A 23,135-nucleotide genomic window follows, 5' to 3' on the forward strand; every position below is an offset into this window, starting at 1 on the left:
GAATTCAGTGCCTGACGTCCAGCGTGATTTCGGTGAATGACGGCTCGTCATCCGGGTCGAAATGGGTTTCCTCCGCCTTGGCCTGGGCCGCTGCTGAAAAGTCATTTTCCAGCCGCCACATCAGGTTGGTGGGCGAATCGGCATGCGCCAGGCCTTCCTTGCGCGTCACGGTGCCTTCGGTGATCATTTTGGCGATGTTCTGCTCGAAGGTCTGCGAGCCTTCGGCCATGGATTTTTCCATCGCTTCCTTGACGCCCGAAAAATCACCGCGCTCGATCAGATCGGAAATCAGCTTGGTGTTGAGCATGACTTCCACCGCCGGCACGCGGGTGTTGGTTTGCGTGCGCAGCAGGCGCTGCGAGATGACGGCCTTCAGGGCGGCCGCCAGGTCGCCCAGCAGGGTCGGGCGCACTTCGACCGGGTAAAAGCTCAGGATGCGGTTGAGCGCCTGGTAGCTGTTGTTGGCGTGCATGGTGGCCAGGCACAGGTGGCCCGACTGCGCGTAGGCAATCGCCGCCGACATGGTTTCGCGGTCGCGGATCTCGCCGATCATGATCACGTCGGGCGCCTGGCGCAGCGCGTTCTTCAGCGCCACCTGCAGCGACTGGGTGTCGCTGCCGACCTCGCGCTGGTTGACGACCGACTTCTTGTTGGTGAAGAAAAACTCAATCGGGTCTTCAATCGTCAGGATGTGGCCGGTCACGGTTTCATTGCGCTTGTCGATCATCGACGCCAGCGTAGTGGTTTTTCCGGCGCCGGTGGCGCCCACCATCAGCAGCAGGCCGCGCTTTTCCATGATCAGCTCGCCCAGCAGCGGCGGCACGTTCAGGCTGGCCAGCGCCGGAATCTTGTTCGGAATGTAGCGAATCACCGCTGCATAGGTGCTGCGCTGGCGAAAGCCGCTGATGCGAAAGTTGCCCAGGCCCTCGACCGCCAGCCCCATGTTGAGTTCGCCGATTTCATCGAGTTCCTCGATCCGCTCTGGCGGCACCATTTCGGCCAGCAGGCTGCGCGGCGCGTCGGCTGGCAGGATCTGCGCATTGATGGGAATGGCCTGCCCGTTGATCTTGATGATGGCGGGTGAGTGGGCGGACAGGTAAACGTCAGACGCTTTCTTGTCCACCATCAAACGCAGAATTCTTTCCATCGTTCCCATGCTCACCCTTTGGTCATTGTTGATTGATGCGCAAGCCGCTGTCTGGATCAGTCGCGCAGCAGGTCGTTCAGGCTGGTCGTGGCGCGGGTTTTTGCATCCACGCGCTTGACGATGACCGCGCAGTACAGGCTGTATTTGCCGCCGGCCTTGGGCAGGTTGCCCGAGACGACGACGGAGCCGGCCGGAATGCGGCCGTAGCTCACGGTGTCGCTTTCACGGTCGTAAATCGGCGTGCTCTGGCCGATGTACACACCCATCGACAGCACCGAGTTTTCCTCGACGATCACGCCTTCGACCACTTCGGAGCGCGCGCCGATGAAGCAGTTGTCCTCGATGATGGTCGGGTTGGCCTGCATCGGCTCCAGCACGCCGCCAATGCCGACGCCGCCCGACAGATGCACGTTCTTGCCGATCTGGGCGCAGGAGCCGACGGCGGCCCAGGTATCGACCATCGTGCCTTCATCGACGTAAGCGCCGATGTTGACGTAGCTGGGCATCAAAATCGCACCCTTGGCGATGAAGCTGCCCCGGCGCGCCACGGCGGGCGGCACCACGCGAACACCGGTGGCGCGCATTTCCTGCTCGCTCAGGTTGGCAAACTTCGTTGGAACCTTGTCGTAAAAACCCAGTTCGCCGGCGCGCATCAGTTCGTTGTCTTTCAGGCGAAAGCTCAGCAGCACGGCTTTTTTCAGCCACTGGTGCACCGTCCACTGGCCTACGCCTTCGCGGGTGGCCACGCGCAATGTACCGTTGTTGAGCTGCTCGATGGCATGCTCGACGGCCTCCAGAACCTCTTTGGGCGCCGAGGCAGACGACAGGTTGGCGCGGTTTTCCCAGGCGGCGTCGATGGTGGCTTGCAGGTTGTCTTGAGTCATTTTTGAGTTTTTCAGTGAACTTTGGATTGAATGAATTGAACGATGCGCTGGGCGGCTTCGACGCATTCGGCGGTTTGCGCCACCAGCGCCATGCGGATCCGGCCGGCGCCGGGGTTGCATCCCTGCGCATCGCGCGCCAAGTAACTGCCCGGCAGCACGACGACATTGTAAAGAGCGAGCAACTCGCGCGAAAACGCGGTGTCCGAACCCTTGAACGCATCAGGGACAGCCGCCCACAGGTAAAAACCGGCGTCGGGCAAGGCCACGTCCATCACTTCGGCCAGCATGGGCGTGACCTGCGCGAACTTCTCGCGGTACTGGGCGCGGTTGTCAATCACATGCGCCTCGTCGGCCCAGGCGGCGATGCTGGCGGCCTGCACGATGGGGCTCATGGCGCTGCCGTGGTAGGTGCGGTAGAGCAAAAACGACTTGATGATGGCCGCGTCACCGGCCACAAAGCCGCTGCGCAGGCCGGGCACGTTGCTGCGCTTGGACAGGCTGGTCAGCGCAATCAGGTTCTTGAAGTCATGCCGGCCAAGCCGCGCTGCCGCTTCCAGGCCGCCCAGCGGCGGCTCGTCGCGGAAATAAATCTCGCTGTAGCACTCGTCCGAGGCGATCACGAAGCCGTACTGGTCGCTCAAGCGGAACAGCAGTTCCCATTCGCTAAGGCCCATCACCGCGCCGGTCGGGTTGCCGGGCGAGCAGACAAACAGCAACTGGGTTTTTCCCCACACGGCTGCGGGCACGGCGGCCCAGTCGATGCCGAAGTTGCGCGCCGGCTCGCTGGGCGCGAACCACGGCTGCGCGCCGGCCAGCAGCGCCGCGCCTTCGTAGATTTGATAAAAAGGATTCGGGCAGACCACCGTCGCGCCGGGCTGGCCGGGGTCAATCACCGTCTGCGCCAGCGCGAACAGCGCCTCGCGCGAGCCGTTGACCGGCAGGATTTGCGTCGCCGGATCAACGCTCAGGCCGCCGTAGCGCCGCGCCAGCCAGTCGCTCATGGCTTGGCGCAATTTGGGTTCGCCCAGCGTGCCGGGGTAGCTGGCCAGCCCGGCCAGGCTGCCGGTCAGCGCATCTTTAATCAATTGCGGCGTCGCATGGCGCGGCTCGCCGATGCCCAGGCTGATGGGCGAATACGCCGGATTGGGGGTGACGCCGGCATGCAGCTGGCGCAGCCGCTCGAAGGGGTAAGGCTGAAGGCGGGAAAGCAGGGGATTCATGGCGGACGATTATCCAGCCTTGGGTGTGGGGTTTGCACCTGCGCTTGCTACCGGCCGCATCGCCATGTGGGTGTTTTGCTATTAAAAATATAGCTGTATATGCCCGCCTATATTGCGCAAAAAGGCTTATTTGATGATATTTCACCGTTCTGTAGAACCATCGGCTTCATTTTTCAGTCCGTTCATGCGTTTTCCTGTCCTGCTTGTTGTTTAAACTGAGTCGAAAAGTTTTATTTACTGCCGTTTCCAGTCGCTTGCCGGCGTAAAAAAACCACACTTCGCTCGGGTAACATCACAGTCCGTGTGCCGCCCGCCAGTGGCGCTACGGGTTCACAAGCGTCAAAAAATCAACGAGTTAGCTTCAGGCTCAACAACACAGGCCAGCCGTGCGTCTCAATTCGATCAAGTTAGCAGGTTTCAAGTCATTCGCCGATCCGACCAATTTCATGCTGCCGGGGCAGCTGGTCGGTGTGGTCGGCCCCAACGGCTGCGGCAAATCGAACATCATGGATGCCGTGCGCTGGGTGCTGGGCGAGAGCAAGGCGTCCGAGCTGCGCGGCGAGTCGATGCAGGACGTGATCTTCAGCGGCACCACCACCCGCAAGTCGGCCAGCCGCGCCAGCGTGGAACTGGTGTTCGACAATGCCGACCACCGCGCCGGCGGCCAGTGGGGCCAGTTTGCTGAAATCGCCGTCAAGCGGGTGCTGACGCGCGACGGCACCTCCAGCTACTACCTGAACAACCAGCCGGTGCGCCGCCGCGACGTGCAGGACGTGTTTCTGGGCACCGGGCTGGGGCCGCGCGCCTACGCCATCATCGGCCAGGGCACGATCAGCCGCATCATCGAATCCAAGCCCGAGGAACTGCGCCTGTTCCTCGAAGAAGCCGCCGGTGTGTCCAAATACAAGGAACGCCGCCGCGAAACCGCCAACCGATTGAGCGATACGCGGGAAAACCTGACGCGCGTCGATGACATCCTGCGCGAACTCAATGCCAACCTGGAGCGGCTCGAAAAGCAGGCCGAAGTTGCCCTGCGCTACAACGCGCTGCAGGCCGCCGGCACTTTAAAACAGCACCAGCTGTGGTTTTTGAAGCGCACCGAGAGCGAAGCCGACCAGGCCAGGGTCCGGCTGGACGCCGAAAAATCGGTGAATGACCTTGAAAGCCGTATTGCCGACCTGCGCCACATCGAAGCCGACCTGGAAACCATCCGCCAGGCGCACTATGCGGCGGGCGACCAGGTCAACCAGGCGCAAGGCAGGCTCTACGAGGCCAGCGCCGAGGTGGGGCGGCTGGAGGCTGAAATCCGCTTTGTGGTCGATGGCCGCAAGCGCGTCGAGCAGCGCCTGGTCCAGCTGACGGAGCAGACCGCCCAGTGGGCGGCGCGCCGCGAGGATGCGGCCATCGAATCCGAAAGCCTGGCCGAAAAAGCCTTTGAGGCCGAAGAAAAAGCTGAACTGCTGGCCGCGCAGCTTGAGGAGCAGCAGGACCAGCTGCCGGCGCTCGAAGAAGCGCTGCGCCAGGCCCAGGCCAAGGCCAATGAGCAGCGCGCCGGCGTGGCGCAGGTCCAGCAGCAGCTCCAGGTGCTGGCCGCCGAGCAGCGCCATGTTGAAGAGCAGCTGCGCGCGCTGGGCTTGCGCCACGAGCGCCTGTCAGCCGACCGCAAGGCGCTCAATGCGCCCGACGAGGCGCGGCTGGCCAGCCTGGCCGCGCAACTGGAACATGCCCAGGAAGCGCAGGCCGTGGCCCAGGCCAGATTGCAGGAACTGACCGAAACCGTGCCGCAGCTCGATGAAGCGCGGCGCAGCCTGCAGCAAGCGGCCAATGCCGAATCGGCCCGGCGCGCCGACCTGTCGGCGCGGCTCGAAGCGCTCAAGGCGCTGCAGGAAAAAGTCAGGACCGACGGCAAGCTCAGGCCCTGGCTGGCCCGGCATGGTCTTGAAAATCTGCAGGCACTGTGGAGCCGCCTGCACATCGAGCAGGGCTGGGAAAACGCGCTCGAAGCCGCCTTGCGCGAGCGCCTGGGCGCGCTGGAAGTCAGCCGCCTCGACATCGTGCGCGGCTTTGCCGGCAGCGACCTGCGCGGCAAGCCTGAAGGGCCGCCGGCCAAGCTGGCGTTTTATTCGCCGCCGAATGCAGCCGCTCCCGGCTATTGCAACCCGGCGCTCAACCTCAAGCCGCTGGCTGACTTGCTGCGCCTGAACGATGCCGGCCTGTCGGCGCTGCTGTCCGGCTGGCTGCACGGCAGCTACACCGCGCCGACGCTCGACGACGCCCTGGCCGCGCGCGAGCGCCTGCTGCCGGGCGAGACGATCTACGTCATGGGCGGCCATGCCGTCACCGCGCACAGCGTGAGCTTTTATGCGCCCGACTCCGAGCAGGCCGGTTTGCTGGCCCGGGCGCAGGAGATTGAAAACCTGGAAAAAGGCCTGCGCGCGCAACTGCTGATCAGCGAAGAAGCCAAATCGGCATTGACCCGCGCCGAGGCCGCTTACGTTGACGCCAGCCAGCGCCTGGCCACCGCCCGCCGCGAAGCCGCCGAAGGCCAGAACCAGAGCCACGCGCTGCAGGTCGAAGTGCTGCGCCTCACGCAACTGGCCGAGCAGGCGCGCGCCCGCAGCCAGCAGATTCAGGCCGACATGGCCGAAATCGAAGCCCAGTTGGAGGAATTGCAGGAGCGCAAGATCACCGCCGAAGCGCGTTTCGAGGAACTCGACATGCAACTGGCCGACAGCCAGGAGCGCCATGCCCAGCTTGACGACCGGGTGATAGCCACCGAGCGCCGCCGCGCCGAATCGCGCGAGCAGCAGCGCACGCTGGAGCGGCAGTTGCAGGAAGCGCAGTTTGCGCTGCGCAGCCTGGCCGCGCGCCGTGAAGAGCTGGCGCGTTCCATAGGTATCGCCGCGCAACAAGCGGCGTCGATTGCCGGTGAAGAAGAGCGTGCCCGCCACGAACTGCTGCGGCTCAACGACGCCGCCGCCCAGGGCGGACTGCAGGACGCGCTGAACGCCAAGCTGGCGCGCGAAGCCGACCTGAGCGCCCAGCGCAGCCAGTACGACGGCCTGACCCACCAACTGCGCGCCAGCGATGAACGGCGGCTGCAGCTGGAGCGTGAACTCGAACCCTTGCGCCAGCGCATCACCGAATTCCAGCTCAAGGAGCAGGCCGCGCGGCTGGGTTTCGAGCAATATGCGCAGCTGCTGACGGACGCGCAGGCGGATTTGCCGGCGGTGGCGGCGTCGATCCAGGCCGGCAACGTGCGCATGACCGGCCTGCAGGGCGAGATTGACCGCATCCAGCGCGACATTCACGCGCTGGGCGCGGTGAACCTGGCCGCGCTCGACGAACTGGGCGTCGCCCGCGAACGCAAGCAGTTCCTTGATGCGCAGTCGGCCGATCTGAACGAGGCGATGGCGACGCTCGAAGACGCGATCCGCAAGATCGACATGGAAACGCGCGACTTGCTGTCCAGCACCTTCGAGGCCGTCAACGGGCATTTCGGCCGCATGTTCCCGGAACTGTTTGGCGGCGGCAATGCCCGGCTGGTGATGACCGGCGAGGAAATCCTCGACGCCGGCGTTCAGGTCATGGCGCAGCCGCCGGGCAAGAAGAACCAGACGATTCACCTGCTGTCGGGCGGCGAGAAGGCGCTGACGGCGATTGCGCTGGTGTTCGCGATTTTCCAGCTCAATCCGGCGCCGTTTTGCCTGCTCGATGAGGTCGATGCGCCGCTGGACGATGCCAATACCGAGCGTTATGCCAAACTCGTGTCCAGCATGAGCAAGGAGACGCAATTTTTATTCATCAGCCACAACAAGATCGCCATGGAAATGGCCGAGCAGCTGATCGGCGTGACCATGCAGGAGCAGGGCGTGTCCCGCATCGTTGCCGTCGATATGCAAGCCGCCCTGAGTCTTGCCGAAGCAGCCTGAACCTATCGAGAAATCATGAGCACATTACAAATAAGCCTGGCAGTCGGCGGTAGTTTGGTCCTGGTGGGCATCATTGCCCACAGCGCCTGGTCCGCACGCAAGAACCAGCCCAAACAGGCCACGCCCAAGGCGGTGGTCGAGCCTGAATCCATGCCCTTGCAAGCGCCGGAGGACGGTTTCCATCTGAGCGAGCTTGACGGCCCGCCGGAGCGGCATGAACCGAGCTTTGACACCGACTCCGGCATGGCGGCGCTGACCCAGCTGACCCAGCTCACCACGCCCGAGAGAAAAGCGGTGCTCGACATCCTGATCGATGCGATTGCGCCGGTCGCGCTGGAGTCGCCGGTATCGGGCGAAGCCGCGCTGGCCGCCATGCCCGCCACGCGCCGGGTGGGCAGCAAGCCTTTCGCCATCGAAGGCTTGCGTGAAGACAGCCGTGAATGGGAGATTCCCGCCGCCGGCTATCGCTACAGCGCTTTTCAGTGCGGCGTCCAGCTGGCCAACCGCACCGGTGCCCTGAACGCGATTGAATACTCCGAATTTGTCATGAAGGTGCAGGCTTTTGTCGATGCCATCGGCGGCGAGGTGGAGTTCGCGGAAATGCAGGGCGAAGTGGCCCGGGCCAGGGAGCTCGACCAGTTCGCCAGCGCGCACGATGCCCAGCTGAGCTTCAAGCTGCGCGCCGTCAAGACCGCCTGGAGCCCCGGCTATGTGCAGCAAAGCGCGGCCAGCCAGGGCTTTGTTCCGTCGGCCACGCCGGGACGCATGCTGCTGCCAGCCAGCCAGCCGGGCCAGCACGGCCCGATCCTGGGGCTGAGCTTTGATTCGCAGGCCGCCCAGGCCGAAGACCCCGAACAGACCGCGCTGTACGAACTCACGCTGTCGCTCGACGTGCCGCAGGTGCTGCGCGCTGAAGCGCCGTTTGCCCGCATGTGCGAGGTGGCCATCGCGCTGGCGGGCAGCATGGACGGCGTGATCATCGACGACAACGCCATTTTGGTCCGGCCCGAAGCCATGGAGGCGATTCACGCCGACCTGGAGGAGCTTTACGACCGCATGGATGCGCGTGAGCTGTCGGCCGGCTCGGTGCTGGGCCGGCGTTTGTTTTCGTGACGCCATGAGGCCTTAAGGATTCCCGGCGGCCTCAAGGGGCCGCTTTTTTTTGATTTGTTATCGAGCTGTTTCATGTCCACCCTTGATCTGTTTGCGTCGCCAACACCCGCGCCTATGCCGCCTGCCTCCGTGATTGAGCGCATTGCCGCCCTGCGTGCCGAGCTGGACCTGCATGCCCATCGCTATTACGTGCTCGACGAGCCCAGCATTCCCGACGCCGAATACGACCGGCTGTTCAAGGAGTTGCAGGCGCTCGAAGCGGCGCATCCCGAACTGCTCACGCCCGACTCGCCCACGCAGCGCGTCGGCGGCAAGCCGCTGGGCCAGTTCGCCAGCGTGCGCCACCGCATTCCGATGCTCAGCATCCGCACCGAAACCGACACCGAAGCCACGGGCGCCCGGAATTTCGACACCCGCGTGCGCAAGGAACTGGGGCTGAAGGAGTCCGATCCGCCGGTCGAGTACGTGGCCGAACTCAAGTTTGACGGCCTGGCGATGAGCCTGCGCTACGAAAACGGCGTGCTGGTGCAGGCCGCCACGCGTGGCGACGGCGAGGTCGGCGAAGATGTGACGCAGAACATCCGCACCATCCGGCAGATTCCGCTTCGCTTGCCTGCCGATGCACCTCCAGTGATGGAAGTGCGCGGCGAGGTGTACATGCGCCGCGACGAATTCGAGGCGCTCAACGAGCGCCAGCGCGAAAAGATCGCCAAGGGCGCGAAGGGCGAAAAGACCTTCGTCAACCCGCGCAACGCGGCGGCCGGCGGCGTGCGCCAGCTCGATCCGGCGTTTGCCGCCGAGCGCCGGCTGAGCTTTTTTGCCTACGGCGTGGGCGAGATCACGCCACCCGAAGAAGGCGGGCCGGTGTTTGAAACCCATTTTGAACTGCTGCAAACCCTGAAATCATGGTGTTTTCCGGTCGCTGCGCAGACTCGGCTTGCATATGGTGCTCCTGAATTGATAGCGTTTCATGAGGCCATCGGCCGGCAGCGCGACCAACTGCCTTACGACATCGACGGCGTGGTGTACAAGGTCAACAGCCTGGCGCTGCAGCGCAAGATGGGCTTTGTCAGCCGCGAGCCGCGCTGGGCGGTGGCGCACAAATACCCGGCGCAGGAGCAGCTGACCACCGTGCTGGCCATCGACATCCAGGTCGGGCGCACCGGCAAGCTGACGCCGGTGGCAAAACTGGCGCCGGTGTTCGTCGGCGGCGTGACCGTGACCAATGCCACGCTGCACAACGAGGACGAAGCGCGGCGCAAGGATGTGCGCGTGGGCGACACGGTCATCGTGCGCCGCGCCGGCGACGTGATTCCCGAAGTGGTCAGCGTGCTGCTGGACAAGCGCGTGCAGGATGCGCCGCAGTTCAGCATGCCGCGCCAGTGCCCGGTGTGCGGCTCGGACGCCGTCCGGGAAGAGGGCGAGGCCGACTACCGCTGCACCGGCGGGCTGTTCTGCGCCGCCCAGCGCAAGGAGGCCATCCTGCATTACGCCCACAAGCGTGCCGTCGAGATCGAGGGCCTGGGCGACAAGCTGGTCGAGCAGTTGGTCGATACCGGCGTCATCCGCACGCTGCCCGACCTGTACCGGCTGGGCTTTACCTCGCTGGCCAGCCTGGACCGCATGGCCGAGAAATCGGCCAGCAACCTAGTGGCGGCGCTGGAAAAGTCCAAGCAAACCACCTTGCCACGTTTTGTCTTCGGGCTGGGCATCCGGCATGTCGGCGAAGCGACCGCCAAGGCGCTGGCCCGGCATTTCGGCCAGCTCGACAGCATCATGGACGCCAGCGAGGAGCAATTGCTCGAAGTCGCCGATGTCGGCCCCATCGTTGCCAAGAGCATTCGCACCTTCTTCGAGCAGCCGCACAACCGGGAAGTCGTGGAGCAGCTGCGCGCCTGCGGCGTGACCTGGGAAGAGGGTGCGCCTGCCGCCGTGGCGCCCAAGCCGCTGTCAGGCAAGACCTTCGTGATCACCGGAACCCTGCCCGGCCTGAGCCGCGACGACGCCAAGGACCGGATCGAAGCCGCGGGCGGCAAGGTGGCCGGCTCGGTCAGCAAGAAGACTGATTACGTCGTGGCCGGTCTTGATGCCGGCAGCAAGCTGGTGAAGGCCGAGGCGCTGGGCGTGGCCGTCATTGATGAGGCGACCTTGCTGGCGCTGCTGGATTCGCCGCCGGACGAACGCATTCCCGCTTAAAGAACTCCGGCTTACTGTGCCTGCTCGGGACGCAGCCAGAGCCACACCAGCACGCAAGCCATGACCGCCACAGCCATCAAGGCCGTCCAATGGGCGCGCAACAGCAGCACGGTGGTGATGCCGCTGGCACTCATGACGACCGTGGCCGTCCACTTGGCTCGCCGGCGCACCATGCCGCCATGCCGCCAATCCGTGATCGGCGGGCCAAGCCGGGGATGGGACTCCAGCCAGTGCAGCAGGCGGGGCGAACTGAGTTCTGCAGCCCAGGCGGCCAGCAGCAGGAAAGGCACCGTCGGCAACACCGGAAGAAAGAGGCCCACGATACCCAGGGCAAGGCTCAACACCGCCAGTACCCGCAGGAACCAGCGTGCAGGCGCAGGCAGAGTCGTCGTTCGTGGGTTATCTGGTTTGAGTGGGTGTTCGGCAGGCATATACACAATTGTGCCGCCAGCCGCTATGCTTGGCACCCATGACCATTCGTGAAATTCTCAAAATGGGCGATGCGCGGCTTTTGCGCGTGGCCAAGCCCGTGACGGCCTTCGACACCGATGAGCTGCATGTCCTGGTTTCGGACATGTTCTACACCATGCAGTCGGTCGATGGCGCCGGCCTGGCGGCGCCGCAGATTGGCGTCGATCTGCAGGTGGTGATTTTTGGCTCCGACCAGCTCAACCCGCGTTACCCCGCTGCGCCGGTGGTGCCGCGCACCGTGCTGGTCAATCCGGTGATCACGCCGCTGAGTGCGGACGAGGAAAGCGACTGGGAAGGCTGCCTGTCGGTGCCCGGCCTGCGCGGCATGGTGCCGCGTTTCTCGCACATCCGCTACACCGGGTTCGACCAGTACGGCGACCCGATTGACCGCACGGTGGACGGCTTTCATGCCCGCGTGGTGCAGCACGAGTGCGACCACCTGATCGGCAAGCTGTACCCGATGCGGATTCGCGACCTGAGCCAGTTCGGCTACACCGAAGTGCTGTTTCCGGGCCTGGACGCTTCGGCGGACGACTGAGCCTTTCGCGGTAAGGCCATCAGGCTTCAGTCGTTCAGCGCCTGCAGCAACTCGGTTTCAATCGCGATTTGCGCCTTGTTGTGCTGCAACTCCGGGCCGTCGATCAGGAACGTATCTTCCACCCGCTCGCCCAGGGTCGTGACCTTGGCCAGCTTGACGTTGATGTGGTGGTTGGCCAGCACGCGGGCAATCAGGTAAAGCAGCCCGACCCGGTCGCTGGCCGACACGCTGAGCAGCCAGCGCTGGGCTTTTTCATCCGGGCGCAGGTCGATGCGCGGGGTGACCGGAAAACTCCTGACGCGGCGCGACACCCGGCCCTTGCTGGGGGGCGGCAGGGGGCCGTGCTCTTCCAGGCGGCGGCCCAGGTTGACCTCGACCATGGTGGCCAGTTCGCGGTAATGCTCTTCCAGCGGCTGGCTGGCGACCTGGAAGGTGTCCAGGGCGAAGCCATTGTTGGTGGTGTGCACCTTGGCATCCAGGATGCTGAAGCCGGCCTGGTCAAAGAAACCGCAAATCCGCACGAACACATCGGGCTCATCGGGCGTATAGACCAGCACCTGCATGCCTTCGCCGGCCGATGAGTGGCGCACGCGGACCGTCACGACGGCCTTGCCGATGTGGCGCGACAGGTGCCGGGCATGCCAGGCAATGTCGGCGGCCTCGTGGCGCATGAAGTAGCTCACGTCCAGCGTGTCCCACAGCGCCTTGTAGGCTTCGAACGGCTCGGCATGCAGGGCCAGCAGGGTCAGGGCCGCGCGCTTGCGGGCTTCGATTTCGGCGGCGGCATCCGGGGCGCGGCCGCCCAGCATGCGCAGCGTGTAGCGGTACAGGTCTTCGAGCAGCTTGCCTTTCCAGGCATTCCAGACCTTGGGGCTGGTGCCGCGAATATCGGCCACGGTGAGCAGGTACAGGGCGGTCAGGTAGCGCTCGTTGCCCACTCTTTTGGCAAACGCGGCGATCACGGCCGGGTTGCTCAGGTCTTCCTTCTGGGCCGTGCGGCTCATGCTCAGGTGCTCGCCCACCAGGAATTCGATCAGCTCGGCATCGGCTGCGGCAACGCCGTGCTGGCGGCAAAAAAGGCGAACTTCCTTGCGGCCCAGCTCGGAATGGTCGCCGCCGCGACCCTTGGCAATGTCGTGGAACAGCGCGGCGACGTACAGAATCCAGGGCTTGTCCCAGCCTGCGGCCAGTTGCGAGCACATCGGGTATTCATGCGAATGCTCGGCCATGAAAAAGCGCCGCATGTTGCGCACCACCATCAGGATGTGCTGGTCCACCGTATAGACATGGAACAGGTCGTGCTGCATCTGCCCGACGATGTTGCGAAACACCCACAGGTAGCGGCCCAGCACCGAGGTCTGGTTCATCAGCCGCATGGCATGCGTGATGCCTTCGGGCTGCTGCAGGATGTGCATGAAGGTTTCCCGGTTGACCGGGTCAGTGCGGAACTTGGCGTTCATCACGCCCCGGGCGTTGTACAGCGCGCGCAGGGTGCGCGCCGACAGCCCCTTGATGCCGATGGAGCTTTCGTACAGCAAAAAGGTTTCAAGAATGGCGTGCGGATCACGCAGGTACACATCGTCGCTGACCACCTCCAGCATGCCGGCTTTGTCGAAAAATCGCTCGTTGATGGGGCGCAGCGGGTAGTTGCAAGGGCTGAGCTGCTCCTCGATATTGAGCAGCAGGATCTGGTTGAGTTGCGTGACGGCCTTGGCGGTCCAGTAATAGCGGCGCATCAGCGCTTCGCTGGCCCGGCGCGGCAGCTTGCTGCCATCATCGGCGGTGGCCGAATAGCCAAAGGATTCGGCTACCGCCGTTTGCAGGTCAAACACCAGCCGGTCTTCACGCCGGCCGGAAATGATGTGCAGGCGCGCCCGTATCAGGCTCAGCAGCGCTTCGTTGGCCTTGATCTGCCGTGCTTCAAACGTCGTGACCAGGCCGTTTTTGGCCAGTTCGTCCCAGGACTTGCCCAGGCCGGCGGCGCGCGCCACCCACAGCACCACCTGCAAGTCGCGCAGGCCGCCGGGCGATTCCTTGCAGTTGGGCTCCAGGGCGTAGGGGGTGTTTTCAAACTTGTTGTGGCGCTGGCGCATTTCCAGCGTCTTGGCGACATAAAACGCCTTCGGATCAAGAATGGCGTCCAGTTGCACCTGCAGGCGCTTGTAGGCCTCTTTCGAGCCGGTCACCAGGCGCATTTCGAGCAGCGAAGTCTGCACTGTGACATCTTTCGCCGCTTCCTCGGCGCATTGGGCGACCGTTCGCACGCTGGAGCCGATCTGCAGGCCGCAGTCCCAGCAGTTGCTGATGAAGGTTTCCACCCTGGCCTTGAGCGCCGGGTTGTTCTCGACATCGACCACGTCGTCCGGCAGCAGCAGCAGCACATCGACATCGGAATGCGGAAACAATTCGCCCCGGCCAAAGCCGCCGACCGCGATCAGGCAGGCTTGCGGCGCAAACCCGGCTCGTTCCCACAGTCGCTGCAAGGTGGTGTCGGTCAGCCGGCCCAGCTTTTTCAGCAGGCCGTGAATGCCCCGGCTGGATGCCCGGCTGCCCGCCAGCGAGGCCAGCACGGCCGCCTTGCCGGCGCTGTATTGTTCGCGAAAAGAAGACAGTTCAGTCATGAAGGGAAGGCCTGACCTTGGAAGTTTGAAAAGGCAGTCCCGCAACGGGACTGGCGTCAGGCGTTGACTTGCGCGGGCTGGTGTTGCGGCACGAAGTCCGGAATCGGCGGGCTGCCGGCCGACAGTGTGAGTACTTCATAGCCGGTTTCGGTCACCGCAACCATGTGCTCCCACTGCGCCGAGAGCGAATGGTCGCGCGTGACGATGCTCCAGCCGTCTTTTTCGGCGCCGTCCTTGATGTCGCGCTTGCCGATGTTGATCATGGGCTCGATGGTGAACACCATGCCGGGCTTGAGTTCTTCCATGGTGCCGGGACGGCCGTAATGCATCACTTGCGGCTCTTCATGGAATTTGCGGCCAATGCCGTGGCCGCAAAATTCGCGCACCACGGAGTAGCCGTGCTTTTCGGCAAAGGTCTGGATGGCAAAGCCAATATCGCCCAGCCGCACGCCCGGCTTGACGCGCATGATGCCCTGCCACATGGCTTCGTAGGTGACCTGGCACAGCCGCTTGGCGGCAATCGAGCATTCGCCCACCAGGAACATGCGGCTGCTGTCGCCGTGCCAGCCGTCCTTGATGCCGGTCACATCGAGGTTGACGATGTCGCCTTTTTTCAGCGGCTTGTCGTTGGGAATGCCGTGGCACACCTGGTGATTGACCGACGTGCACAGGGATTTCGGATAGGGCGGGTAGTTGGGCGGACCATAGCCCAGCGTGGCCGGAACGGTGCCCTGCACCTCGACCATGTAGTCGTGGGCCAGCTGGTTGATTTCGTTGGTCGTCACGCCTGGTTTGACGAAAGGGGTGAGGTAGTCGAGCAATTCGCCGGCGAGCCTGCCCGCCACGCGCAGGTGCTCAATCTCTTCTGCATTTTTGTAAGTAATACTCATGCCGGAATTATCACACCGGTCTTCAGCAGCGTCGGGATATCAGCGATGCGGCAAGGGGTTTCGGCGCCACGAGGCCCAAGCCGGGGCGCTGATAAAATTGCCGCTTGACGCGCCCATCGCAGAATTTGGCCTGACTGCCGAAAAAAATCCTTCTGGCAGGGGTGTCAAACTCAAAAAATACAGCTTTCCGCTGCTACCTACCACCTTCACCAAAAGGCCACCGCTACCGTGACCCTGCACCTGACGACTTTTGAGGGCGAAGCCCACGGCATCAAGGCCCTGAGCGACTTTCGCGTCCAGCAACTTCTTCCCCGCCTGCAAGCCATCCACGAAAAAATCAATGGCATCAGCGCCCGGTTTGTGCATTTGGCGGCCACCGAGGCACCGCCTTCCGAGGCGCTGACAAGCCAGCTCGCCGCCTTGCTGACCTATGGCGAGCCGTGCCCGCAGCCTGCTCCCGATGCGACCGACAGCGTGCTGTTCATCGTCTCGCCGCGCTTTGGCACGGTGTCGCCGTGGGCGTCCAAGGCCACCGATATCGCGCACAACTGCGGCTTGGGCGTCAAGCGCATCGAACGCATCACCGAATACCGCGTCACGCTGAAATCCGGTTTTTTCAGCAAGTCCGCCTTGACCGACGCCCAGCGCGAACAGGTCGCGGCGCTCTTGCACGACCGCATGACCGAAAGCGTGGTGACCGACCGGGCGCATGCCGAAGCCGGCCTGTTCACCGAACTGCACGGTGCGCCGCTGCAGACCATCGACGTGCTGACCGGCGGAAAAGCCGCTCTGGAGCAAGCCAACACCGAGTTCGGCCTGGCGCTGGCGGCCGACGAGATCGACTACCTGGTCAAGGCCTTCACCCAGCTCCAGCGCAACCCGACCGATGTCGAGCTGATGATGTTCGCGCAGGCCAACAGCGAGCATTGCCGGCACAAGATTTTCAACGCCGACTTCACGATTGACGGCGTGCCGCAGGACAAAAGCCTGTTCGGCATGATCCGCAACACCGAGCAGCTGCACCCGCAGCACACGGTGGTGGCGTATTCGGACAACGCCTCGGTCATGGAAGGCGCCAAAATCCAGCGTTTTTATGCAAAATCGGCCGTTTCCGCAGATGGGGCGGGCGCAAGCAGCTATCAAAGCTATAGCGCCATGGACGCCGTGCTGACGCATGTGCTGATGAAGGTCGAAACCCACAACCACCCGACGGCGATTTCCCCGTTCCCCGGCGCCTCGACCGGCGCGGGCGGCGAAATCCGCGACGAGGGCGCGACCGGGCGCGGCTCCAAACCCAAGGCGGGGCTGACCGGCTTCACCGTGTCGAAACTGTTCGATGGCGACTACGGCAAGCCCGGCCACATCGCCAGCCCGCTGCAGATCATGACCGAAGGCCCGCTGGGCGGCGCCGCGTTCAACAACGAATTCGGCCGGCCCAACCTGAACGGCTATTTCCGCGAATACGAGCAGACCGTGGGCGGCCAGCGCTGGGGTTATCACAAGCCGATCATGATTGCCGGCGGCGTCGGCACGATTGACGCCGAACTGACCCACAAGATACTGTTTCCCGCCGGCACGCTCTTGATCCAGCTCGGCGGCCCCGGAATGCGCATCGGCATGGGCGGCAGCGCGGCCAGTTCGATGGCCTCGGGCGCCAACGCGGCGCAACTCGACTTTGATTCGGTGCAGCGCGGCAACCCGGAAATTGAACGGCGCGCGCAGGAAGTCATCAACCAGTGCGCCCAGCTCGGCCTGGCCAATCCGATTTTGGCGATTCACGACGTGGGCGCGGGCGGTTTGTCGAACGCCTTCCCCGAACTGGTCAACGACGCCGGGCGCGGCGCGCGCTTTGACCTGCGCGCCGTCAAGCTCGAAGAAAGCGGCCTGTCGCCGAAAGAAATCTGGAGCAACGAAAGCCAGGAACGCTACGTGATGGCGATTGCGCCCGAGTCGCTGCAGCAGTTCGAAGCGTTTTGCGAGCGCGAGCGCTGCCCGTTTGCCGTGATCGGCGTGGCGACCGAGGAACGACAGCTTGTGCTTTCAGACAATGATGCCGCTGCCCCGGTGGATATGCCGATGAACGTGCTGCTGGGAAAACCGCCCAAGATGCACCGCGACGTGACCAGCGTCGCGCGTGCCATCAAGCCGATTGACCTGACCGGCGTTGATCTGCAAAAAAGCTGCATAGACGTGCTGAGCCATCCGACGGTGGCCTCCAAGCGTTTCCTGATCACCATTGGCGACCGCACCGTCGGCGGCATGACGCACCGCGACCAGATGGTCGGCCCGTGGCAGGTGCCTGTGGCCGACTGCGCGGTCACGCTGGCCGATTACCAGGGTTTTGGCGGCGAAGCCATGAGCATGGGCGAGCGCACGCCGCTGGCGGCCGTCAACGCCGCCGCCTCGGGCCGCATGGCGGTGGCCGAAGCCATCACCAACCTGCTGGCCGCGCCGATTGAACTGGCGCGTGTCAAGCTGTCGGCCAACTGGATGGCCGCCTGTGGCGAAGCCGGCCAGGACGCCGCCTTGTACGAGACCGTCAAGGCTGTCGGCATGGAACTGTGCCCTGCGCTGGGCGTGTCGATTCCGGTCGGCAAGGATTCGCTGTCGATGCGTACCGTCTGGAGCGATGATGGCGAAAATAAAAAGGTCACCTCGCCGGTCTCGCTGATCGTCAGCGCCTTCGCCACGCTGGCCGACGTGCGCGGCACGCTCACGCCCGAGCTGAACACGGTGGAAGCCGACACCACGCTGATCCTGATCGACCTGGGCAAGGGCCAGAGCCGCATGGGCGGCTCCATCCTGGCGCAGACGCTCAATCTGGAAGACGGCGCCGTTCCAGACCTGGACGACCCGCAAGACCTCGTCAACCTCGTCAACGCCGTCAATGAACTGCGCGCGCAGGGGCAAATCCTGGCCTACCACGACCGCAGCGACGGCGGCCTGTTTGCCACGGCCTGCGAAATGGCGTTTGCCGGCCATGTCGGCGTGTCGCTCAATGTCGATATGCTGCTGCTCGAAGGCGACGGCATCAGCGACAGCCGCATGGAGATGGGCGACAGCAAGAACTGGGCATCGCAAGTCAGCGGCCGCCGCGACGAGTTGACGCTCAAGGCGCTGTTCAATGAAGAGCTGGGCGCCGTCATCCAGGTGCGCACCGAAACGCGCAACGAGGTGATGCAGACGCTGCGCAACCACGGGCTGTCCAAATTCAGCCACTTTGTCGGCAAGACCCGGCCGCAGCACGCGTCGCTGGAAGTCGGCAAGGGCGAAGTCCAGGTCTGGCGCGACACCAAGGCCGTCTTCAAGGCCAAACTGCAGGATTTGCACCAGGTCTGGGACGCCGTGAGCTGGAAGATTTGCCAGCAGCGCGACAACCCGGCCGGCGCCGATGCCGAACACGCCGCCGCCGGCGATCCGTCTGATCCGGGGCTGCATGTCTTCTTGCCTCAGCCTGTGAGCCAGGGCGCTCCTGCCCTGATGCTGTCCCGCCCCAGGGTCGCCGTGCTGCGCGAGCAGGGCGTCAATTCGCATGTGGAAATGGCTTACGCCTTCACGCAGGCCGGTTTTGAAGCCATTGACGTTCACATGACCGACCTGCAAACCGGCCGTGCCCAACTCGCCGACTTTGCCGGCGTGGTCGCTTGCGGCGGTTTCAGCTACGGCGACACGCTGGGCGCCGGCATCGGCTGGGCGCGTTCCATCACCTTCAACCCGGCGCTGGCCGAGCAGTTCAGCGGCTTCTTCGGCCGCAGCGACACGTTCGGACTGGGCGTGTGCAACGGCTGCCAGATGTTTGCCGAACTGGCCGACATCATTCCCGGCGCCGAGGCCTGGCCGCGCTTCACTACCAACCAGAGCGAGCGTTTCGAGGCCCGCCTGTCGCTGGTCGAGGTGCTGGAGTCGCCAAGCCTGTTCTTCGCCGGAATGGCCGGCACGCGCCTGCCGATTGCCGTGGCGCACGGCGAGGGTTATGCCAACTTCGCCCACCGGGGCGATGCGTCAGCCGCGATTGCCGCGATGCGCTTCACCGACAACCACGGCCAGCCGACTGAAGCCTACCCGTTCAATCCGAATGGCAGCGCGGGCGGGCTGACGGCAGTGACCACGGCTGACGGCCGCTTCACCGCGATGATGCCGCACCCCGAGCGGGTGTTCCGCAACATCCAGATGAGCTGGACCGGCCTGGACAAGAGTGAACTCAGCCCGTGGATGCAGCTGTGGCACAACGCGCGCAAATGGGTGGGGTGAGTTGGTTCACCTTGACGGGTTGAGAGCAGTTGCCGACAATCTAGTCAGACTGACTATTTAAGAGGACGGCATGCATACATGGCAATTGCAGGAAGCGAAAAGCCGCTTCAGTGAACTGGTGGACCTCACGCTGAGTGAAGGCCCGCAGTTGGTCACGCGGCGTGGACAAGATGCGGTGGTCATTGTGTCCGCGAAAGACTATCGCCGCATGAGTGGCGGCGCGCCTTCGTTGCTTGCCACGCTGCTCAATGCGCCGCGCGGCGAATCCCTCGATCTGGCTCGCTCACAGGAACAGATCCGGGATATTGAGTTGTGAAGTACCTGCTCGATACCTGTTTGCTGTCCGAGTTGGTCAAAACCAGCCCCGAGCCGGCCGTTCTTGGCTGGATGGCTGCACGCAAGGAGTCCGAACTTTTCGTCAGCGCCATGACGATAGCCGAGCTTCACCGGGGCGTGGCCAGGCTCCCGGCTTCGCGCCGCCGCAGCAGCCTGTCAGTGTGGCTTGAACAGCTAGAAGCGGGTTTTGAAGAGCGCGTACTGCCGTTCACCTGCGACACCGCGCATGTCTGGGCCAATATGTGCGCGCAAGCCGAATCCGAAGGCAAGCCGATGGCCGCTTTCGATTCCATCATTGCTGCGACTGCGCTGGCGCACGGACTTTGCCTGGTGACGCGCAATGTCCGTGACTTTGCCCAGGCGCCTGTCGAAGTGTTGAATCCTTGGCCGGGGCAGTTGCCTTAGGGAGCCAGAAATGGCAAATCTACCGTTTATTTCCGTCATTCCCGCGAAGGCTGGGTCTTGACTGTGCTATTAATTGAATAGCTGCTTGCGCCCGTACTCATTGCGCTAGAGCGGGCTCACCCTGACTGGCAATATCCGCAGTGGCGAATGTAGCGCTCGCACTCGGCGCTGCTAAACCGGTCCAGCAATTGGCCAATGACGCTCCACAGGGCATCAACCGTTCGGGCCTGCGCTTTTCGCAGCATCGTCTTGAGCTTGGCAAAGACCTGCTCGATCGGGTTGTAGTCCGGGCTGTAGGGCGGCAGGTACTTCACCGTCGCCCCGGCTTGCTTGATGGCCGCCTGGATGCCGGCGACTTTATGGGCGCTCAGGTTGTCCATTACCACGATGTCGCTGGGCCGCAGTTCGGGCACGAGAAACTGCTCGACCCAGGCGCGAAAGGCAGGCCCATTGAGGGGGCCGTCGAGCACCAAGGGCGCCCGAAGCCCCTGGGTGCTCAGCGCGCAGACAAACGTGGTGGTGCGCCAGTGGCCGGCGGGCGCAAAGCCCCGGCAGCGCTGGCCCCGGGGCGAGCGGCCCCGCGTCGGGGTCATGCTCGTTGTCGCCCAGGTCTCATCGAGGAAGATCAGCCGCCCGGCTGTCAGGCTGGGTTGTTCAGCCTTCCAGTTCGTACGCGCCTGGACCACATCGGGCCTTGCCTGCTCGGCGGCGTGCAGGGTGATTTTTTTTTAGCGTCAGCCCGAACCGGCCCAAGGTCTTGCACATCGTTGTTGTGCCCACCTCGATGCCGTGCTCCGCACGCACCCACTGGCACAGCTCGCGCAACGTCTGCGTCGGCGCTGCCGCCACCTGCTCGCGCAACGCCGGCTCCAGCGCGGCCAGGCGCAGCGGCATGTGGTTGTGCTGCGCGCCCGGGCTCGTCTGGCCAAGCCGCTTGCGGCGTGCCCGCGCCCGGCAGACATACGACTGGCTCACGCCAAAGCGCTCGGCGACCTCGCGCAGCACCCCTGGCGCGGCCAGCACCCGGTCGCGCAAATCCTGCCCATACGCTTGCCCTTTTCGCCAAGACATGACAAGTGCCCTCCAAATCGAGCTTGGATTTGTGTTTTCTGCCTCGGGTTCCCTTGCTGGTTAGAACGGATGCGCTCTAGAGGTTGATTTGATGCTGATTTGATGCTGAAAATCAGTGGTTTCTCCTTTTGGACAGCGCTTTTTCGCCTTCTGGCAGCCTGATGCTGGCTTAAAACTCGCTTTTTCAGGTGCCAAAAGTGCCTCTGACGCAGGCAGGATATACGCAAGCAGCTATGAAATAAGGAGTAAAGACGGGATTAAAAATAAGCAATGCCGAATATCCCACTGCTGACTCAGCCCGTGGATGCAGCTGTGGCGCAACGCGCGCAAGTGGGTCGGCTGAGCGGGTTGATTTGGAAAAAGCGCAAGTTGCTACCATAAAGATAGCTGCTTGCGTCCGTTCATATTGCGCAAAAGGCTTATTTGATGCTCAAAGTCTGTCCCAGCCGGTGCTCGGCTCCCGGCGCCAGCGTCACTCCATCCGGCCCGGCATTCGCCGCCTCGATGCAGAAAAAATCTTGCCAGCCGTCATTGGGCACGTCGGCGATGCTGCGGGCGCCTTCGCGGCCCGGGTTCCAGACCACCACGGACTGGCTGCCTTCGGTCTCGATCACGAGGCGGCGTTGCCAGGCCGGGTCGGTCAGCGTGTAGCGCCCTGGAAACGAATCGCCCGATTTTTGTGCGGCATGGTAGATGCGGTCGCAGGCCACATCGAGTGCAAAAGGGACTTGCTGCACGTCCGTCGTCATGCCGAGCAGCTTGTCCAGGTAGGGCAGGTCGATGAGGCCTTCGATGCCTACCTGCGCTGCGTGGCTGACGGCAAAGTAGCTGTGCAGGGCCTGCGTCAGCTGAAAAGTTTCACTGCCCAGGTTGCGCGTGTGCAGGGTCTGGCTCAGGGTTTCGCCCAGCGTGATGCGCAGGCTGACCTGCAGACCGGGCGCGAGTTCCGCAAGGCTGGACGAGGCATCGCCGGTGGCTTGCGCGCAGGGTACGAGGCTCAGGCTGATTTCATCGTCGCTGCTGGCGTGAATCGCGCTGACCTGCCACGGCAGAACGCGCGCCGGGCCGTGCTGCAGCGCGCTGGCGGGCATGCCCTGCTTGGCAAACCACGGCCAGCACACCGGCACGCCGCCGCGAATGGCGGCGGGCTCGGGCAGGGCCTCGGGAGACAGCCAGAGCACATCGCGCTGGCCCGTGGGCGTCCACGACAGCAGGTGCGCGCCGTGCAGGGCGATGATGGCGGTGCCGTGGCGGGTGGTCAGTTGCAGGGCGCTGTGGCCTGCATGCTGGCGGGGGGTGATCTGGGCTGGAAGGTGCATGGCCTGAATTATGGCAAGCCATGCGTTCCCCGATCAACTCAAAACGAATAGCCCATGGCCAGGGTAAACACCCGGGGCCTGAACTTGATGTCGGCGCTCCGCTCGATGCCCAGGGTGTTGGTGGTGATTTTGGATTTGACCTGCGCTGTTATCAGTGCCGCCGACAGCGACCACTGGTTGTTGATCCGGTAAGTCACGCCGCCCTGCAGGGCCAGGCCCACCGAATCTTCCAGCGAAACGGAGGTCGGGCCGCCATTGAGGGTGTCGCCGGCAGCGGTGGAATGGGTCTTGTCAAAGTTCGTGTAGTTGATGCCCACGCCTACAAATGGCCGCCAGGGACTGGTTTTTTCCAGAAACTTGTAATTGACGAACAGCACGGGCGCGACCTGCCGGACGGTTGCGGCGACCTGGCCCGACATGGACTGAACGCTGGCGGGCAGGCCTGGGTTGTTGATTTTCAAGGCAATGTCATGGGTAGGCGAGTCACCCAAGGCGAGTTCCACATCCCACTGGTCGTTGATTTCGCGTGTATAGGAAAAGAAGGACGTTGTCTTGTTGCGCACTTCGACGCTGATGCCGCCCGGCGTGAAGGGTCCGGAAAAGTCGCTGGCGCTGGAATGGGGCTGCACATTGGCAACGCCAAGCTTGATGGTGTTTTGCTGCGCCATGGCAGGGGCTGCTGCAAAAGCCGCCACAAGGCTGGCGAGCATTAAATGCCTGGTTTTCATGAGTGAATGTCCT

17 protein-coding genes are annotated in these 23,135 nt (G+C 63.7%); 7 read left to right on the plus strand and 10 right to left on the minus strand.

Features of this window, described 5'->3' with window-relative positions; translation table 11 throughout:
- Nucleotides 1-4: 4 nt before the first annotated feature.
- The 3 genes from PNAP_RS09065 to dapC are packed head-to-tail and all read right to left on the minus strand — an operon-like array spanning nucleotide 5 to nucleotide 3,251.
- A complete protein-coding gene (locus PNAP_RS09065; RefSeq protein WP_041376635.1) occupies nucleotides 5-1,156 on the minus strand; it encodes a PilT/PilU family type 4a pilus ATPase in 1,152 nt (383 codons plus the stop codon).
- 47 nt (nucleotides 1,157-1,203) lie between these two features.
- Nucleotides 1,204-2,031, minus strand: a complete 828-nt coding sequence (dapD, locus tag PNAP_RS09070) for a 2,3,4,5-tetrahydropyridine-2,6-dicarboxylate N-succinyltransferase (RefSeq protein ID WP_011801203.1) — start codon at nucleotides 2,029-2,031, stop codon at nucleotides 1,204-1,206.
- Between the two features lie 11 nt (nucleotides 2,032-2,042).
- Entirely contained in the window at nucleotides 2,043-3,251 is a 1,209-nt protein-coding gene (gene dapC, locus PNAP_RS09075) for a succinyldiaminopimelate transaminase (protein WP_011801204.1), read from the minus strand.
- Between the two features lie 386 nt (nucleotides 3,252-3,637).
- On the opposite strand from dapC, the gene smc reads away from it, so the two are divergent.
- The 3 genes from smc (at nucleotide 3,638) to ligA (ending at nucleotide 10,492) form a co-directional block, all read left to right on the plus strand.
- Nucleotides 3,638-7,183 carry a chromosome segregation protein SMC gene (gene smc, locus PNAP_RS09080; protein ID WP_011801205.1) on the plus strand — a complete coding sequence of 1,182 codons (3,546 nt, stop codon included), beginning with the start codon at nucleotides 3,638-3,640 and terminating at the stop codon, nucleotides 7,181-7,183.
- Nucleotides 7,184-7,198: 15 nt separating this feature from the next.
- Nucleotides 7,199-8,296: a cell division protein ZipA C-terminal FtsZ-binding domain-containing protein gene (locus tag PNAP_RS09085; protein ID WP_011801206.1), complete on the plus strand. Its 1,098-nt coding sequence runs from the start codon at nucleotides 7,199-7,201 to the stop codon at nucleotides 8,294-8,296.
- A gap of 72 nt (nucleotides 8,297-8,368) precedes the next feature.
- A complete protein-coding gene (gene ligA, locus PNAP_RS09090) occupies nucleotides 8,369-10,492 on the plus strand; it encodes an NAD-dependent DNA ligase LigA (protein ID WP_011801207.1) in 2,124 nt (707 codons plus the stop codon).
- Between the two features lie 11 nt (nucleotides 10,493-10,503).
- On the opposite strand, the gene PNAP_RS09095 is transcribed toward ligA, so the two are convergent.
- Nucleotides 10,504-10,923 (minus strand): YbaN family protein, encoded by a 420-nt coding sequence (locus tag PNAP_RS09095; RefSeq protein ID WP_011801208.1) that lies wholly within the window; start codon nucleotides 10,921-10,923, stop codon nucleotides 10,504-10,506.
- A 38-nt stretch (nucleotides 10,924-10,961) separates the two neighbouring features.
- Here PNAP_RS09095 and def point away from each other — a divergent pair, with 38 nt between their 5' ends.
- Complete coding sequence (def, locus tag PNAP_RS09100; RefSeq protein WP_011801209.1) at nucleotides 10,962-11,501, plus strand: peptide deformylase; 540 nt, start codon at nucleotides 10,962-10,964, stop codon at nucleotides 11,499-11,501.
- Nucleotides 11,502-11,527: 26 nt separating this feature from the next.
- On the opposite strand, the gene PNAP_RS09105 is transcribed toward def, so the two are convergent.
- Nucleotides 11,528-14,122 carry a [protein-PII] uridylyltransferase gene (locus PNAP_RS09105; RefSeq protein ID WP_011801210.1) on the minus strand — a complete coding sequence of 865 codons (2,595 nt, stop codon included), beginning with the start codon at nucleotides 14,120-14,122 and terminating at the stop codon, nucleotides 11,528-11,530.
- A gap of 56 nt (nucleotides 14,123-14,178) precedes the next feature.
- Nucleotides 14,179-15,012, minus strand: a complete 834-nt coding sequence (gene map, locus PNAP_RS09110) for a type I methionyl aminopeptidase (RefSeq protein WP_011801211.1) — start codon at nucleotides 15,010-15,012, stop codon at nucleotides 14,179-14,181.
- A gap of 228 nt (nucleotides 15,013-15,240) precedes the next feature.
- On the opposite strand from map, the gene purL reads away from it, so the two are divergent.
- The 3 genes from purL (at nucleotide 15,241) to PNAP_RS09125 (ending at nucleotide 20,004) form a co-directional block, all read left to right on the plus strand.
- The gene (purL, locus tag PNAP_RS09115) at nucleotides 15,241-19,263 is read left to right on the plus strand and encodes a phosphoribosylformylglycinamidine synthase (RefSeq protein ID WP_011801212.1); all 4,023 of its coding nucleotides are present in this window, start codon (nucleotides 15,241-15,243) and stop codon (nucleotides 19,261-19,263) included.
- Between the two features lie 70 nt (nucleotides 19,264-19,333).
- Nucleotides 19,334-19,579 (plus strand): type II toxin-antitoxin system Phd/YefM family antitoxin, encoded by a 246-nt coding sequence (locus PNAP_RS09120; protein WP_011801213.1) that lies wholly within the window; start codon nucleotides 19,334-19,336, stop codon nucleotides 19,577-19,579.
- Nucleotides 19,576-20,004 carry a type II toxin-antitoxin system VapC family toxin gene (locus PNAP_RS09125; protein ID WP_011801214.1) on the plus strand — a complete coding sequence of 143 codons (429 nt, stop codon included), beginning with the start codon at nucleotides 19,576-19,578 and terminating at the stop codon, nucleotides 20,002-20,004. The genes PNAP_RS09120 and PNAP_RS09125 overlap by 4 nt, the downstream gene beginning before the upstream one ends.
- Before the next feature lie 116 nt (nucleotides 20,005-20,120).
- Here the strand turns inward: PNAP_RS09125 and PNAP_RS27605 are convergent, their stop codons facing one another.
- From PNAP_RS27605 to PNAP_RS09145, 4 genes are all read right to left on the minus strand, one after another.
- Nucleotides 20,121-20,690, minus strand: coding sequence for an IS630 family transposase (locus tag PNAP_RS27605; protein WP_198140629.1), 570 nt, complete (start codon nucleotides 20,688-20,690; stop codon nucleotides 20,121-20,123).
- On the minus strand, nucleotides 20,659-21,075 hold the full coding sequence (locus tag PNAP_RS27610) for a hypothetical protein (protein WP_011801216.1): 417 nt from the start codon (nucleotides 21,073-21,075) through the stop codon (nucleotides 20,659-20,661). The genes PNAP_RS27605 and PNAP_RS27610 overlap by 32 nt, the downstream gene beginning before the upstream one ends.
- A gap of 419 nt (nucleotides 21,076-21,494) precedes the next feature.
- A complete protein-coding gene (locus PNAP_RS09140; RefSeq protein WP_011801217.1) occupies nucleotides 21,495-22,394 on the minus strand; it encodes a D-hexose-6-phosphate mutarotase in 900 nt (299 codons plus the stop codon).
- Nucleotides 22,395-22,432: 38 nt separating this feature from the next.
- Nucleotides 22,433-23,122, minus strand: a complete 690-nt coding sequence (locus tag PNAP_RS09145; RefSeq protein WP_011801218.1) for an OmpW/AlkL family protein — start codon at nucleotides 23,120-23,122, stop codon at nucleotides 22,433-22,435.
- Nucleotides 23,123-23,135 lie beyond the last annotated feature (13 nt).

This window comes from Polaromonas naphthalenivorans CJ2 (assembly GCF_000015505.1).
In the GTDB taxonomy this organism is placed as follows: Bacteria; Pseudomonadota; Gammaproteobacteria; order Burkholderiales; family Burkholderiaceae_C; genus Polaromonas; species Polaromonas naphthalenivorans.

Excerpts from the sequence above, each read along its gene's own strand:
- PNAP_RS09065 (WP_041376635.1), bottom strand. The coding sequence starts at position 1,156 with ATGGGAACGATGGAAAGAATTCTGCGTTTGATGGTGGACAAGAAAGCG.
- dapD (WP_011801203.1), bottom strand. The coding sequence starts at position 2,031 with ATGACTCAAGACAACCTGCAAGCCACCATCGACGCCGCCTGGGAAAAC.
- dapC (WP_011801204.1), bottom strand. The coding sequence starts at position 3,251 with ATGAATCCCCTGCTTTCCCGCCTTCAGCCTTACCCCTTCGAGCGGCTG.
- PNAP_RS09085 (WP_011801206.1), top strand. The coding sequence starts at position 7,199 with ATGAGCACATTACAAATAAGCCTGGCAGTCGGCGGTAGTTTGGTCCTG.
- ligA (WP_011801207.1), top strand. The coding sequence starts at position 8,369 with ATGTCCACCCTTGATCTGTTTGCGTCGCCAACACCCGCGCCTATGCCG.
- PNAP_RS09095 (WP_011801208.1), bottom strand. The coding sequence starts at position 10,923 with ATGCCTGCCGAACACCCACTCAAACCAGATAACCCACGAACGACGACT.
- def (WP_011801209.1), top strand. The coding sequence starts at position 10,962 with ATGACCATTCGTGAAATTCTCAAAATGGGCGATGCGCGGCTTTTGCGC.
- PNAP_RS09105 (WP_011801210.1), bottom strand. The coding sequence starts at position 14,122 with ATGACTGAACTGTCTTCTTTTCGCGAACAATACAGCGCCGGCAAGGCG.
- map (WP_011801211.1), bottom strand. The coding sequence starts at position 15,012 with ATGAGTATTACTTACAAAAATGCAGAAGAGATTGAGCACCTGCGCGTG.
- PNAP_RS09120 (WP_011801213.1), top strand. The coding sequence starts at position 19,334 with ATGCATACATGGCAATTGCAGGAAGCGAAAAGCCGCTTCAGTGAACTG.
- PNAP_RS27610 (WP_011801216.1), bottom strand. The coding sequence starts at position 21,075 with ATGTCTTGGCGAAAAGGGCAAGCGTATGGGCAGGATTTGCGCGACCGG.
- PNAP_RS09140 (WP_011801217.1), bottom strand. The coding sequence starts at position 22,394 with ATGCACCTTCCAGCCCAGATCACCCCCCGCCAGCATGCAGGCCACAGC.
- PNAP_RS09145 (WP_011801218.1), bottom strand. The coding sequence starts at position 23,122 with ATGAAAACCAGGCATTTAATGCTCGCCAGCCTTGTGGCGGCTTTTGCA.